The sequence below is a fragment of the Bacillus sp. FSL R5-0709 genome, from assembly GCF_038004785.1.
Taxonomy (GTDB): Bacteria; Bacillota; Bacilli; order Bacillales; family Bacillaceae_G; genus Bacillus_A; species Bacillus_A mycoides.
Genome location: NZ_JBBORT010000001.1, coordinates 1,064,817 through 1,079,427, shown reverse-complemented (window position 1 = coordinate 1,079,427; position 14,611 = coordinate 1,064,817). Strand labels below are relative to the sequence as shown.

14 protein-coding genes are annotated in these 14,611 nt (G+C 35.3%); 4 read left to right on the top strand and 10 right to left on the bottom strand.

The window, feature by feature from the left end:
• The first annotated feature begins 34 nt into the window (after positions 1 to 34).
• Positions 35 to 553: a DinB family protein gene (locus tag MKX37_RS05510; protein WP_002168934.1), complete on the top strand. Its 519-nt coding sequence runs from the start codon at positions 35 to 37 to the stop codon at positions 551 to 553.
• A gap of 90 nt (positions 554 to 643) precedes the next feature.
• On the opposite strand, the gene MKX37_RS05505 is transcribed toward MKX37_RS05510, so the two are convergent.
• From MKX37_RS05505 to MKX37_RS05495, 3 genes are all read right to left on the bottom strand, one after another.
• Positions 644 to 1,324 carry a Yip1 family protein gene (locus MKX37_RS05505; protein WP_002168935.1) on the bottom strand — a complete coding sequence of 227 codons (681 nt, stop codon included), beginning with the start codon at positions 1,322 to 1,324 and terminating at the stop codon, positions 644 to 646.
• An 81-nt stretch (positions 1,325 to 1,405) separates the two neighbouring features.
• Positions 1,406 to 1,708: a DUF2087 domain-containing protein gene (locus MKX37_RS05500; RefSeq protein ID WP_002168936.1), complete on the bottom strand. Its 303-nt coding sequence runs from the start codon at positions 1,706 to 1,708 to the stop codon at positions 1,406 to 1,408.
• 29 nt (positions 1,709 to 1,737) lie between these two features.
• Positions 1,738 to 1,944 carry a hypothetical protein gene (locus MKX37_RS05495; RefSeq protein ID WP_002125823.1) on the bottom strand — a complete coding sequence of 69 codons (207 nt, stop codon included), beginning with the start codon at positions 1,942 to 1,944 and terminating at the stop codon, positions 1,738 to 1,740.
• A gap of 242 nt (positions 1,945 to 2,186) precedes the next feature.
• On the opposite strand from MKX37_RS05495, the gene MKX37_RS05490 reads away from it, so the two are divergent.
• Complete coding sequence (locus MKX37_RS05490; protein WP_078422073.1) at positions 2,187 to 2,552, top strand: PH domain-containing protein; 366 nt, start codon at positions 2,187 to 2,189, stop codon at positions 2,550 to 2,552.
• Between the two features lie 221 nt (positions 2,553 to 2,773).
• On the top strand, positions 2,774 to 3,535 hold the full coding sequence (locus MKX37_RS05485; RefSeq protein ID WP_002168938.1) for a hypothetical protein: 762 nt from the start codon (positions 2,774 to 2,776) through the stop codon (positions 3,533 to 3,535).
• 38 nt (positions 3,536 to 3,573) lie between these two features.
• On the opposite strand, the gene MKX37_RS05480 is transcribed toward MKX37_RS05485, so the two are convergent.
• Complete coding sequence (locus MKX37_RS05480) at positions 3,574 to 6,051, bottom strand: YhgE/Pip domain-containing protein (protein WP_050000051.1); 2,478 nt, start codon at positions 6,049 to 6,051, stop codon at positions 3,574 to 3,576.
• Positions 6,052 to 6,257: 206 nt separating this feature from the next.
• Positions 6,258 to 6,830 (bottom strand): TetR/AcrR family transcriptional regulator, encoded by a 573-nt coding sequence (locus MKX37_RS05475; RefSeq protein WP_002168940.1) that lies wholly within the window; start codon positions 6,828 to 6,830, stop codon positions 6,258 to 6,260.
• Between the two features lie 326 nt (positions 6,831 to 7,156).
• On the opposite strand from MKX37_RS05475, the gene MKX37_RS05470 reads away from it, so the two are divergent.
• On the top strand, positions 7,157 to 8,011 hold the full coding sequence (locus MKX37_RS05470) for a hypothetical protein (protein ID WP_078422072.1): 855 nt from the start codon (positions 7,157 to 7,159) through the stop codon (positions 8,009 to 8,011).
• 113 nt (positions 8,012 to 8,124) lie between these two features.
• On the opposite strand, the gene MKX37_RS05465 is transcribed toward MKX37_RS05470, so the two are convergent.
• The 5 genes from MKX37_RS05465 to hemE form a co-directional block, all read right to left on the bottom strand.
• The gene (locus MKX37_RS05465; RefSeq protein ID WP_002168944.1) at positions 8,125 to 8,424 is read right to left on the bottom strand and encodes a hypothetical protein; all 300 of its coding nucleotides are present in this window, start codon (positions 8,422 to 8,424) and stop codon (positions 8,125 to 8,127) included.
• Between the two features lie 112 nt (positions 8,425 to 8,536).
• Complete coding sequence (locus tag MKX37_RS05460; RefSeq protein ID WP_002186465.1) at positions 8,537 to 10,903, bottom strand: DUF6359 domain-containing protein; 2,367 nt, start codon at positions 10,901 to 10,903, stop codon at positions 8,537 to 8,539.
• A 217-nt stretch (positions 10,904 to 11,120) separates the two neighbouring features.
• Positions 11,121 to 12,542, bottom strand: coding sequence for a protoporphyrinogen oxidase (gene hemY / locus MKX37_RS05455; protein ID WP_016126676.1), 1,422 nt, complete (start codon positions 12,540 to 12,542; stop codon positions 11,121 to 11,123).
• A 19-nt stretch (positions 12,543 to 12,561) separates the two neighbouring features.
• On the bottom strand, positions 12,562 to 13,497 hold the full coding sequence (gene hemH / locus MKX37_RS05450) for a ferrochelatase (RefSeq protein ID WP_016119775.1): 936 nt from the start codon (positions 13,495 to 13,497) through the stop codon (positions 12,562 to 12,564).
• A 14-nt stretch (positions 13,498 to 13,511) separates the two neighbouring features.
• Positions 13,512 to 14,558, bottom strand: coding sequence for a uroporphyrinogen decarboxylase (gene hemE, locus MKX37_RS05445; RefSeq protein ID WP_002134838.1), 1,047 nt, complete (start codon positions 14,556 to 14,558; stop codon positions 13,512 to 13,514).
• Positions 14,559 to 14,611: the final 53 nt, after the last annotated feature.

The following is a 14,611-nucleotide window of genomic DNA, read 5'->3' as shown; positions in this document are numbered from 1 at the left end:
AACAAATACATTTTCTTAAAAAGGGGATACCAATATGAACAGTACTGTTATGTTAGAGAAATTCGAAAGTTTAGCAACGTGTTATGTGAAGGAATTAGACAAATATACGATTGAACAATTTAGAAAAAAACCTTCTGAAGAAGAATGGTCGCTCGGTCAAATGTATAACCATCTGCTAGCTGCTACATATATGCAATTAGATGCAATTGAGAAATGTAAAACTGAAACACCATCTGTAGCTAACAAAAAAACGGATATGGGTGAAAAAGTATATACAATGGGTGCTTTCCCTCCTATACAAATAAAAGTGCCAAATCGCTCTGGATACACACCTGAAAATCCATCATGCAAAGAAGAGATACAGGAGCGTTTTCTAAAATTAATTACAGCTGTAAAAAACATTGAACCAATGCTTGCTTCTATTCCAAATGATTGTAAAGTGGAGCATCCTGGACTTGGGTACTTAAATGCTCCAGAGTGGTTCCAGCTCATTTCTATGCATTTTTCACATCATCTTCTTCAGAAAGAAAGATTGGATCACAGTATTTCATAATTTACCATAAAGAATGAAAGAAGGTGGTTTGGCACATAGCCAAACCACCTTTCTTCATACAAATGAATAAAAATATAATCCAATATACTTTTATTGTAATTTAGATATTTCTTGCATAAATCCAGATATACTTGCTAATGCACTAGTAAAAACGAAAAGCACAATAATGAGAGTGACAAGTTTATTTTCATTTAAATTCGTAATTGTTTTTAAGCCTATTCCTAATAAAACGTAATACCAAATATTAAATATATCTATCCTTTGAGCGATTGCATGTAAAACCATATTATCTGTTGCTATCGCACCTAAACCTGTATAGGACAACTCATATCCACCAAGGGAGAACGCAATCAATCCGTTTAAAAGCATCCCTAATTTTAATACAAAAGATGCATAGATAATGATAGGAAATGTTTCCTTGTAGTTAATATCGACTCCAAAAAAAATCATAATGTTTTTATAGAATATAGGCGCAAAAAATATAGCTACTATTCCACTTACTGTAGAAATTCCAAATGAAGTAAAGAAAGTTATGTATTTTGGAACAGTAAATCCAGTTTTATCATGAAACATACTAAGTGCAGGGTTATGTAAAGAATTCCAGGAAATTAAGGCGCTTGAAATGATAATAAGTAAAATTAAAAGAGTTAATGGGAGGAATATATTTCTTTGATTCCTCATCCTTTTGAATTGTAATGTCGGTGAAGTGAAAATCCCAAAAACCGATGGCTTCCTCGAAAATTCTTCATGCATAAGACTGCTAGCTTGCAAGACAATCCCTCCTTTATCGCTACATTCATCATTTTAATACAGCAAAGATATGAAAACAGGTTCTTACACAATTAGAGCTCTCTATAACATCTCCCACCTCGTCCACTCTTCCCTCGCATTCACACTATAAATATTGTCTTCTCTGTCCATAAACCCATGTATAACAAATTCTCTTCTTATCGTACAAAAATCATCATGATACTGTTTTACGAACGCATTAATTTCTTCTTCTGTATATTGGTTTCCAGCATCCAGCTTTCTAATCAAATGTTCCAATAAGACTAACTTTTTCTTTTTTTGACCTGGAATCGATTTTAAGCGGTCCTCTTTATCAAAAAAGTTGCGAATGGTCGTATCACGAAATTTCATTTGGCTTTCGGTCATTTCGTTCTCCTCCATCAGTTTTTATATTATTAAACTTTACCGTTTTTCTTTATTCTTTTACTTAAAAAATCAATAAAGTAATATCCACCAATTAAAATATAATAGGTTACAATCATTCCCACTATGTCTTTCATACTCGTATATTCTTTTTTATGAAACAAAATCGGAGATAGTGTATAAACTAAGAAGCAGACTAGCGGATATATGATGAAATAGAAGCGAGATTTTTGTCTCATACTATCAACTCCCCTGTAATATGATTCTATTCAAATTGTTGTGATTCCTTTCTTTCGTTTAGGCTACACATAAAATATAGTAAAATTAAGGAAAAGATGCTCTTTGGAAAGTAAGAACCATTCTGAATAATATTCGAAAGACCATACACCAAATATGCAATGTTACATATTTGGTGTATGGTCTTTCTTGCTATAATAATATCCATATAGATTGTATTTTAAATAAAAAAGGATTATATGCAATGAATCAAATTTTAGCGGATGCAAAACAACTATTACATCATGAAGAAAATATTTTATCCACTTTAAGATGTTCACTTACTGGCTATATTATTACACATAATGTCCCTCGTTCCGGAGTGTTACTTGCCACTAATAGGAGGGTTATTTTTTATGGACAATCATTCAAATGTTGTAAAAATGCATTGATTGTGGAATTTGAATATAAAAAAATTCTATCCATAGAGACGAAAAGAACATTCTTTGATAAAAAACTAATATTTTACTATGAAGACGAATATATAACGGTGGGCCAAATTTTAAGCTCGAATATTGAGGGTTTTTTAAATGTAATACAGAGAAAAGAATTCAATAAAGTGAAACTTTAATCCGTGGGGGATTTTGTTCATCCCCCACGGATTATTAGCCTACACCAATTGGGATTTTACGGAATAAAATACTTTTCATCTAAAAGAGAAGTACAGTTCACCTTTCTTACAACTGTATTTCTCTTTCATTTTTACTTCTCTCATCCACACTTCTCTTAATTTACTTATCACTCTCATTCCTGTAACCTATTATTCAAATTGAAAATTTTATATGGAAAATTATGTTACAATTAACTTATACATATTTTGGAGGGAAAATAGTGAAAAAAGCTATTATAGTATTAAGCATCCTATATCTTATTTTAACCGTACATACGGGAGCTGTTCTTTTAGGAAAAGAAGATTATAGAGGTGCTATCAATACATTAAAAGAAACGAAGGAGGTCTCTTCATTTCAATCTGCAAAAGACGGTGTGATTTTATTAAAAGGAACATTAACTACCGCGCAACCTATTACAGAGGAAAAACTTCAAAATAAAGAATTTGCACTTCTTGAAATTAATACGTATAAACGACGAAAAGCAAATTGGAAAAACATTGATACCGAGCAGCATATTGCAAAGCAGCTCTTACTAAACAATGAGGCTCTTCCTGCATTAAAAGAAATCCGTTTTTCGATGGAACCAATTACACTGTCAGGAAAAGATATTTCCACCGAAGATTACTCACTAAAAAAGGATGATACTCAATTAACAATTAAAGGTAAAGGATACCGATATACAGGAATAGAAAACAAATCAGACACTCTTATTTTTGGTATAAAAAAAGGAGATACACTTGAAGGGTATAGTGGTTCTGAAATTCTAATAGGAAAAACAAAAGAGGACATTGCCAGCAACATGAAACTATATACTTTTGCTGAAAGATATGGTCCATTTGTTTGGATTGTAGCTACAATTATTCTTATAAGTATTGTTATATACTTGTTCCGTAAAAATAGAAAAACAAATGAACTTTCTCATCCAATAAAACAAGACCAATAAAAAAGGCACCATTTCGGTGCCTTTTTTATGTTCCTTATTTACGCTTCAACCGATTGATTTTCAGCAACATTTCTAAATTGTCGCTTATGCATCCAAGTTAATGAAGCAATTGTTCCAAGTGATAATACAACGATAAAGATCATGAGTATCCCAATATTTTGCCACATGAAGTTAAAGTCTCCGCTTGATACGACTGCTTTCAATCCTGATACAGAATATGTCATCGGTAACCAAGCATTAAATGGTTGTAAATACTTCGGAATCAACTCTAGTGGGAATGTTCCAGCACTTGTTGTAAGCTGAATAATTAATGTGATGATGGCGATGAAACGCCCTGCATCACCGAATGCTGTTACTAAACATTGAATTAATGAAATAAACGCTAAGCTCGTAACAATACTAAAGAGTATAAAGTATGGAATACTTTGTACTTCTACACCTAACCAGAATAGTAATATGACATCTGCTACTATTGCTTGAATAATACCGACTGATAGTAAAACACCAAACTTACTAATAAACCAACTAAATCCTGATTTTGGAACGCCAACTGTATCACGTAATGGATATACGATTGATAATAGTAATGCCCCAACAAATAAACCGAGTGATAAGAAATACGGTGTAAATCCAGTTCCGTAGTTTGGAACTTCCGCCATTTTCTCCGTCTTCACTTTTACAGGACTTGCAAACATATCATACGTTTTATCCGTTCCTTTTACTTCTCCCGTTTTTTCTGCGCCTTCACCAAGCTTCTCAGCAAGTTCACCTGAACCGTCGTTTACTTTTACGAGTCCGTCAGTCACTTTTCCAGAGCCGTCTGCTAGTTTATTTACGCCGTCGATTAGCTGTGTTGAGCCAGTTGACATTTTATTTAGACCACCATTTAGAGTACCTATGCCTGTTGTTACTTGACTTGAGCCATCCTCTAATTGCGTTATTCCTCCTGTCATTTGGCTTGCTCCTACAGATAATGTACCTAAACCGCCTGTTACTTGACTTGAGCCATCTGCTAATTGAGTTACTCCATCAATTAATTGACCTGACCCGTTATTTAATTTATCTACACCTACTTTGGCATTACTTAATCCTTCACCAAATCCATGAAATTTGCTTACAAATTCGTTTTGCGCATTCAGTAATTTCTCAATACCCTCCGTTAAAGATTGCAATTTCGCTGTATTCGGTAGTTTGTTTTGCGCATCACTTGTTGTTTGAGTTATTTCACCTTTTAATTGTTTTACTTCTTCATTTAATTTATTTGTTCCACCTGCTACTCCAATAGCTTTCTGCTGAACTGTCGCTGTACTTTTCGCCGCATTTGTTATATATGGTTGTAACTTCTCTTGATATTCTTTTGGTAAACTCTCGATTTGCTTTTGCAAATTAGCTACATCTTGCGCTGCAGTTTTTGCATCTCCTGCTGTTGATTGAGTAAATTCATTTAACTGATTTACGTTTTCTGCAGCTCCGTTCATTTTCTCATTTACAGTATTTAATATAGAAGGAACTTTCGCCTGCATTTCCTCTAAACCTACAACAGAATGCTTTACTGTACTATTTAAATCTTGCAAACCATTTTCAATTTTTTGAGAACCTTCTTCTAATTGACTTTGTCCTCCAACAAGCTTTTCCATACCGTTCGCTAATTCATTCGTTCCTGTTTTTAATTCACCTGATTTATTTGCTAATGTATTCAAACCATCAGTTACTTTCTGAGACCCATCTTGCAATTTCCCTATACCTATTTGCATTTCACCTGTTTTGCTATTTAGCGTATTTAAACCGTTTGTTACTTTGCCTGACCCATCTACTAATTTATTAGATCCATCTGCTAATTTCTGAACTCCATCTTTCATCTCCCCAGATTTCCCTTGAAGTGTATGGAGTCCATCCGTCACTTTACTTGATCCATCATGCAACTCACTAGCTCCGTCATGTAACTTATTTGCTCCGTCCGCTCCATCTGCTAATCCTTTTGAGACATCTTTAATGGAATCAAACATTTTCTCTGCATATGTTTTCGTTAACGTGCTTGATACTTCACTTTTAATTTTTTCAATTGCTGTTCCGCCAATTTGTGAAGATAAGAAGTTTAAACTTTCATTTGGAATGTATTCTAAGTTTAATGGTTTTGGATCGTCTTTTAATAACGTTGTAGCGTTACTTGAGAAGTCATCTGGAATACGTACTAACATGTAATACTTTCTGCCTTCCATTCCCTCTTTCGCTTCTTTTTCACTTACAAATTCCCATTTAAAACTTTTATTATCTTTTAAGTTATCAACGAGCCCTTTCCCGACCTCAATTGGTTTCCCATCAAGTTCTGCACCTTTATCTAAATTGACTACCGCAACTGGCAAGTCATCTAGCTGTTCATACGGATCCCAAAAGGCCCATAAAAACATACCCGCATATAAAATCGGTACAAATAAAACCGCAATGATTGGGATTAATATTTTTTTACTTTTTATAATCTCTGCAAATTCTTTACTAAGCAACTTATGCCATTTCATAATTTATCCCCCTTTTTTAAAATGACCGAAATTCATTTATGGTCATTTTTACCCAAATAAAAAGGCTATATCTGTTCATACATATGCCTTATCCCCGAATTTATACTATGCACATTTTCATCTACATGATTATATTTAACCATCCTCCTTATACGATTGACCAATTTGTTCAATTAGTCATTTTTTATAATAATAAAAGGATTATCTTAATTTGACAATCCTTTTAGTAAATAAAGTTCGAATAATTCTGAGATTTTTTCTTTTTCTAACGGTTCATGATTTTTTTCCCAATCAAAAATAAGCGATACGTATAGGCGAAGCATAATAAACGCTGTAATTTCTGGATCACATTTGCTAATTTCACCTTTTTCAATTGCAATCTCTAAATAAGATTGAATAACAGAAACGATTTCCACATCTACTTGTTGCATCACTTCTTGTACTTCTTTCGTTCCCATATCGCGCTCTTCTTGAATTAATTTAATCATGAGCTGATGTTCTTTTCTAAATTCTAATATGCTATATAATGCTCTATGTACATTTTCAAAAAATGAAATATCTGAACGAATTGCGTCTTTTGCGACTTGCTTCATTTCTGTAATTAAATTAGAAATAATTTCACCAAATAGTTCTTCTTTATTTTTGAAAAAAGTATAAATTGTTCCTTTTCCTACATTCGCTAACTTCGCAACTTGATCCATCGTCGTCGCCTTATAACCGAATGCTGAAAAAGACTTTGTTGCAGCTTCAATAATAGAACGTTTTCGATCTATCGCCACATCGTCACCTCCAAAAATGACCAATTGGATAATATAGTCAATCAGTACATCTTTGATATTACCACACGCTTACATTCTATACAAGTTCTCTTTTTTATTATTTCCAGTATAAAAAAATTAAAGTCAAGTTATATAATACTGTCATAGTGTATCAGAAGAAAAGAGAAAAAGAAAAGGTGTTCTTAAGATATATGATTAAACCTTACTTAACGACAACAAATTTCCCTTTTTTCAAATAATCAAATAAAAAAACAAGAAAATCTTTACATTTAATAGTAATATAGAAAATAGACAAGTTTATCAAAATAGTGGAGGCTTTTTCAGTCATGATGCGTGCGCTTCGTTTAAATATAAAGCAAGCTTTTTGTAGTCGTATTTCTTTAATTATTATGTTTAGTGGATTCGTTCTTATTTGTATTTATCACTATTACTATGTAATTCGTTATTTAGGAGACGCAGCGAGTGGACCTATTTCAACAGATATAAAATGGATCGGATTTCGTGACAATGAAATGGATGTTTATTTATTATTAATGCCAGTTATTGCGAGTTTCCCCTTTAGTACAAGTTACAATTCGGATAAGTCAGATGGTTTTAAACCGTTTGTGAGTAAGGGAATTTCTATATTTCCTTATTCAGTAATGAAATATATCGTTACGTTTTTTTGCGGAGGATTTCTTTATACATTTCCATTCATCTTATCGTTATTATTTTGCAAATTAACCATTCCAGACGGAACACCTACGATTGGTTCAGGCATCATAAATGCTGATGGAATGTTCGCAAACCTATATTTCGATACGCCTCTCACTTACATTACTGTATATATCGGAATTAATTTTTTATTTGCAGGTTTAATGGCTCTTTTAGGACTTGCTGCATCTGTATGGTCACAAAAGGACTATATGGCAATTCTCTTTCCATTTGCAGTTGCCTCCATTCCTTACGTCCTGCTAAATACAATATTTCCTTCAATAGGCGGAGCACCTATTCATTTATATGATCCGAAACAACCATTGCAAGGCATGTCACCGTACATTTTAACGATGCAATGTGCTTTCTTCCTTCTCGTTAGCTTATTTATGTATATACAAGGAGTAAAGCGGGATAGAAAAAAATATAGAAGAAGACTGCAAAAAAGAGATCGGTGTAGAAAAGCGTTTCAAGCAATTTCGGACTAAATAATTGAACGAATAAGAGCGTAATTCCCTAAGTTAGCTTAGAGAATTACGCTCTTATTATCATTTACATTTATCAATCTTATATTTTCAATACTCATTTAATCCTCTCCCCTTTACGGCGTACCTGCCAATCCCCATAAAATAACGATCGCCGCAAAATAAATCGCTTTAATAGCTACCACTAAACATAATGCAATAATTGCATATTTACTTAATTCTCTTCTTGCACCGATTAAAGTAAAAATAACCGCCAAACTAAACGTTATATAGGAAGTTGCGGTATTTATTAAATAATACATACTATCTAGAGTCTGTGTAAGCCCTGTTATATCAGCTACAAACTGAAGCATGACGATCGTACTAAAAAAAATTGCAAGCTGATTCATTAATTTCCCGTTTATTCGGGCTACCATATGTCTACACCTCCCTGTATCAAAGAATGAATATTCAATCTATTTTATCATAAAAATCCCTAATAATGTAAAAGAACGCTTAGTATATTTCTAAGCGTTCTTTCTCGACTATTTAAGAAGCCTTCTTCAAATCAATTTGAACAAGTACTGGATCGTGGTCACTTACACGTCCATGCTCTTTCATAATGTTTGAGTTTAAGTGCACTGGATCTACAATTGTGTATGGTGCGATGTTGTTTGTTACTAAAATATGATCTAACACTTGTGCATTTCCTTCATGAATGTACGTGTAGCGGTTCTCTTTCGGCACTGTGTTTAACATATTTTTCAAGATTGTTCCTTCTAGTGCTTTTAGTGGTTTAGCGAACTCAAAATCGTTCATATCCCCTAACACAACAACTGGTGCATTCGTGTTCTTTTTCTGAATTCCTTGTACGAAGTGATTTACTTCTTGCGCTAACTGAATTCGTTTTTCTTCACTCTTTAATACGAGCGGCTGCACTTTTCCAAATGGCGTTGCATCTCCTATTTTTGAGTTTAAGTGATTTGCAACGACAACAACGTTTTGTCCTTGGAACGTAAATTCTGCTGCAAGCGGTTTACGTGTACTTTCAAATAATGAACTTTCGTCTCCAATGCGAACAACATTTTTATCAAGTAACTTCGGTACTGCTGCTAATTTCACGCGTGATGGGTTGTAGAAGAAACCGACGCGAATATTAGCTCCTGGTGCTCCTCCGTCTAGATTATTGTTCGGAGCAATTTCTACATACTCATACTTTGGTCCACGAATTTCTAGAACTGCATCAATGATACGTTTTGCACTTAATGAAGCATCTGTTGTACCGTCATTAATTGATCCATTGTTATCTTGCATTTCCTCTACACCGATAATATCTGGCATTTTTAAATTGTATTTAATAGAATACGCTAACGCTTTTACTTTTTCATCTGTTGTTTCTTTTTTATTCGCCGAGAAATTTTCAATGTTATATGTAGCAACTGTTAACTTATCAAGACGAGGCTGAATATTTGCCCCTACTTGCTTAAATCCGCCGTCCACTACAGATGGTAATTCCGTTATTGGCGCAATGCGGAACGAACCGTAATCATATCCGACTACCCCTGTTATATCTCCAGTAAAAGTATCTCCTACTTTTGCTACATAATCACGAGGTACTTTTACAGAAAGACGTTCTGGGTTTAATTGATTTTCATCTAATACAGGTGTGCCATATTTCGTTACGACTTTATTCCCGCCATTTTCTACTGTTACATATAAATTCCCGTTTTTCTGAGGGGCAATAATTTTTGGCGTTGGCATCGTAACGCGCATACCTTCTACACTTTCATAAAAGTCGATTGCATCTTCATTTGGATCAAATAAACCGAATGCATCATTATCGATAATTTGATCAGGAATTTTCACACCGTTTTCTCCAAGTACAATCGGCGCTGGTAAAGGTTGATCTTTTGCGATGACAGCAACGCGGCTCGCTTTAATTTCCGTCGTCGTTAAATCTGTGTCAAACCTTTCTGCATATCCAGGCCCAACATATTCTTCTACTTCTCCATCAACTTGGACAAGATCTCCTACTGCTACATTCACATCTTTTTTGTATACGTAAATACCTTCAGAAGTAGCTGGATCATTATCCGGCTGATTATCTTCTATATAAAAACCATTTTTATCAAGCGCTGTGACAACGCCTTCCACATTGTTTACTTTCTTCCCATTGTAAGGAGAAATATGTGATTTCCCTTGAATATCATGAATACGAACTGGTTCATTTGTTACGATTATAAATGAAAATGTCGAAACTGCTGAAGAAGTAAGCCCTTCTTTTTCAGCGATTGCTTTCACTACACTATTTTCATTCACTACAATTTGTCCGTTATAACGAACACTTTTGTTTGTAGGATTAGAGCCATCTAACGTATAGTAGATTGTTGCTCCTTCTGTATTCGTTGTTAATGTTACTGCTGTTCCTTTTGCAACTTCCCCACCATTTGGTGATGCCACTACATCGCTAACGCGGTTTTGTTCTTCTCCTTGAAACTTATGAGCTGTTACTGATTTTAAACCTGGGCTACCGAAATATAACTCAAGCGTCCCTGTCAACCTAACTTTCTTCCCGATATTTTCAGGATGGTCTTTCACATTTACTGCCGATCTCACATCGCCTTTTGGCAATTGAACAGGCATGATTTTGTCTGGATTCGTTTCGTTTGGCGAATCGGCAATTGCCACGTTTGTGTCGTCAAACTTAGCCGGATCTTTCGTGTATTTAGAAGGACTTTGCGTATACCCAACGATATATCCTTCCACTATCCCCTTCGTTTTCCCTTGCTGCTTAAATACTTGAATTGCTTTTTCTACTGACATAGAAGTAGTTTCTTCCGCCTGCGCTAAAGTTCCAGTAAATGAAAGCAATAACATCAATGATAAAAAGACACTTAATAATTTCTTCACAGCCATTTCCCTCTCCCTATTTCATATTTTCTCAACATTTCTATCATATCAAATGATTCGTTATATAGAACTATATTTCGACAAGTTTTACACAAAATTTATTTAATTTACAAGTTTTCAAACTATAATACAAAATAACTTATATAGGTTTATTGACTAAAGGTATTTTATCCAATAAACAAAACGCCTTCAATATAATTGAAGGCGTTTTGTTTGAAATATTTTAATGTGCGACTAATTTAGTCTCCATTACTTTCTCTAAATGAAATAACACACGTTTCGCCGCTAACTCACCTTGCTCAATACAAGCCGGAAGACCAGAACCAGCGTAAGAACTACCTGCCAAATACACACCTGGCAATTCTTCCTCCATAAATGTTGTGAGCTTTTTCATTCGCTCTTTATGGCCTACTGTATATTGAGGCATCGCTTCTTTCCAGCGGCTTACAATTGTAAACTCTGGATCCTCTGTAATATCCATTGTCTTTTGTAAGTCTTCGAGTACGAGCTGCACAATTTCTTCGTCAGTTTGTTCGACAATCGCTTCATCACCTGGGCGTCCGACGTAACAGCGAAGAAGCGTTTTTCCTTCTGGCGTTGTATGTGGCCATTTTTTGTGTGTCCACGTACACGCTGTAATTGTATAATCACTATTTCTTGATACGACAAATCCGGTACCATCAATATCACGCTGAATTGCAGACTTTTGGAAAGCAAGTGCCACGTTTGCAACTGATGTAGACGGAATGTTACGGAAGAAACGAAACTGCTTATACTGCGCAAACATAGATGGCAATACTTTATGCGGCGTCGTAACTACAATCGCGTCTGCTTCCATTTCTTTTCCGTTACTAAGCGTAATCGTATAACTATCACCAAGTTTTGCAACCTTTTCGATACGAGTTCCCTTCATTATCATATCATTAGGAATCTTCGTTTCAAGAGATTCTACTATAGATTCTAAACCGGTTTTCACAGTTTTAAATATTCCTTTTTTCAATTCAGCCTTCTCTTGCTTTGGAGCGAGCGTACGCATACCGAGTGAAATACTACGGTGCTCCTGTTCAATTTGATAAATTTGAGGGAATGTTGACATTAAACTCATTTCATCAATATCCCCTGCATAAATACCAGATAATAATGGCTCAATTAAATTTTCAACGACTTCATTTCCAAGGCGATGCCTGAAAAACTGCCCGAGTGATTGATCAGAAACTGGTTTTGATCTAGGCATTAATAAGTCAAAACCAGCTCTTAGTTTACCAATTGGGGAGAACAATCCGGAAAATAGAAACGGCGTAATTTGCGTTGGAATTCCCATCATTGAACCGCTCGGCATTTTATGTAACCGATTGTTTACGAGAACGAACGATTGACCAGCCTTATTATTTACAAGTTCAGCATCAAGTCCTAATTCTTTCACTAATTTAGCTGCGCTCTCTTTTCTTGCTAAGAAAGAATCAGGACCGCGTTCAATTGTAAATCCATCTTTTTGAACGGTTTGAATTTTCCCGCCAAGTTTACCAGACGCTTCTATAAGCAATGCATCTATCGGCAAGTTTTTTTCACGAATTTCTTTTTGTAAGTTATACATTGTTGTTAATCCTGTGATGCCACCGCCGATGATCACAACTTTTTTCCTCAAGTAAGCTCCCCCTTTCTACTTACATTACAGATTCTTTTTTCTTTAATACTACATCTGCTAAACAGTCGATAAATGCGTCCGACGCATTAGGCATTTCTGGACGATAATATTTCGCGCCAATTTCATCCGTTACAACTTTACACTCAAAGTCATTGTCATATAAAACTTCTAAATGTTCCGCAACAAATCCAACTGGTGCATATACGAATGAATTGTAGCCGTACTTTTCATTTAATTCTCTCGTTAAATCTTGTACATCTGGACCAATCCAAGGATCTGGTGTATTTCCGGCACTTTGCCAGCCAACTGCATAATTTGCTACTTCAGCACCACGTGCAATATAGTCAGCTGTTTCGTTTAATTGATCCGGGTATGGATCGCCGAGTGCGATAATTTTTTCTGGTAAGCTATGTGCAGATACGATTAACACTGCTTTTTCACGTTCTGCTTCTGACATACCGTTATATATACCTTTCACTGCATCGACCCAATACTGAATAAATTTCGGTTCTTTATACCAGCTATCGACGCCGTGAATTGTTAAGTTTCCAAGTTTTTCTGCTTCTTCTTGCGCTCGTCCTACATAAGACTTCACGCTAAAAGTAGAATAGTGAGGGGCAAGAACGAGTGCAATTGCATCTTCTATTCCATCTTCATGCATAGCTTGTACTGCATCTTCAATGAACGGTTCAATATGTTTTAAACCAAGATACATGTGGTACTCTACTTCATCTTGTATTTCATTTAAACGCGTTTCTAACTTTTTAGCTTGCTCTAATGTAATAGTAGCTAAAGGAGAAATACCACCAATTGCACGGTAACGCTCTGTTAAATCTTCTAGCATTTCAGGACTTGGCTTTCTTCCTCTGCGAATATGTGTATAGTAACGTTCAATATCTTCTTCTTTATATGGCGTTCCGTATGCCATTACAAGCAAACCAATTTTCTTTTTCATACAGACAATCTCCTTTACTTCGCTAACTGTTCTTTAGAGTACTCATGAATAAATGTAGTTAAGCGTTTTAATGTATCTGGATTTACTTCTGGGAATACGCCGTGACCTAAGTTAAAGATATAACCTGGCTGCTTCATCCCTTGATCTAAAATACCTTTTACATGTTCTTCAATAACAGACCAAGGTGCTAATAAGAATGAAGGATCCATATTTCCTTGTACCGCCTTGTGAACACCACGTGCGCGTGCTTCTTCAATCGGTAAGCGCCAATCTAAACCTACTACATCAAGCGGTAAGTCGTGCCATTCATTCACTAAATGTGCAGCACCTACGCCGTGCATAATCATTGGAACACCCATCGGGCGAACTTCTGCAAAAATACGCTCCATCGCTGGTTTAATAAATATACGGTAATCCGCTACATTTACTGCTCCAACCCAAGAATCGAAAATTTGAACCGCTTTTGCTCCTGCGTTAATTTGCGCTTTTAAATATGTAATAACCATATCTGCTAGCTTATCCATTAATGCGAACCAAGCTTTCGGCTCTGCATACATAAACGCTTTCGTATTATGATAGTTACGAGAAGGACCGCCTTCAATCATATAGCTCGCTAACGTAAATGGAGCTCCTGAAAAACCGATTAACGGTACATCTAACATTTCTGTCGTTAATAAACGAATTGTATCTAGTATGTAAGGTACGTCATCTTCTGGATTGATTTCCCCTAATTTTTCTACGTCTTGTAAAGAACGGATTGGATTATCGATAACTGGACCAATGCCAGATTTAATTTCCACATCAACACCAATTGCAGGTAGTGGTGACATAATATCTTTATAAAGAATTGCTGCGTCTACGTTATATTGATCAACTGGCAACTTTGTAACGTAAGCGCACAACTCTGGATTATGTGTAATTTCAAATAAAGAATATTTCTCTTTTATCTTTCTATATTCCGGCTGTGAACGACCTGCTTGACGCATATACCATGCTGGTACATACTCTGTACGTTCCCCCCTACATGCTTTTAAAAATGTCTCATTTATAGTTCTTACCAAGACCCTAGCTCCCTTCCTTACCAATGCTTTTTCTTTAAATATGCTCTATTCCG

Bases quoted from the DNA above. Each gene is read 5' to 3' on its own strand.
- MKX37_RS05495 (WP_002125823.1), bottom strand. From the start codon at position 1,944: ATGAGACAAAAATCTCGCTTCTATTTCATCATATATCCGCTAGTCTGC.
- MKX37_RS05480 (WP_050000051.1), bottom strand. From the start codon at position 6,051: ATGAAATGGCATAAGTTGCTTAGTAAAGAATTTGCAGAGATTATAAAA.
- MKX37_RS05460 (WP_002186465.1), bottom strand. From the start codon at position 10,903: ATGGCTGTGAAGAAATTATTAAGTGTCTTTTTATCATTGATGTTATTG.
- MKX37_RS05500 (WP_002168936.1), bottom strand. From the start codon at position 1,708: ATGACCGAAAGCCAAATGAAATTTCGTGATACGACCATTCGCAACTTT.
- hemH (WP_016119775.1), bottom strand. From the start codon at position 13,497: ATGAAAAAGAAAATTGGTTTGCTTGTAATGGCATACGGAACGCCATAT.
- MKX37_RS05510 (WP_002168934.1), top strand. From the start codon at position 35: ATGAACAGTACTGTTATGTTAGAGAAATTCGAAAGTTTAGCAACGTGT.
- MKX37_RS05485 (WP_002168938.1), top strand. From the start codon at position 2,774: ATGTTACAATTAACTTATACATATTTTGGAGGGAAAATAGTGAAAAAA.
- MKX37_RS05470 (WP_078422072.1), top strand. From the start codon at position 7,157: ATGATGCGTGCGCTTCGTTTAAATATAAAGCAAGCTTTTTGTAGTCGT.
- MKX37_RS05490 (WP_078422073.1), top strand. From the start codon at position 2,187: ATGAATCAAATTTTAGCGGATGCAAAACAACTATTACATCATGAAGAA.
- MKX37_RS05465 (WP_002168944.1), bottom strand. From the start codon at position 8,424: ATGGTAGCCCGAATAAACGGGAAATTAATGAATCAGCTTGCAATTTTT.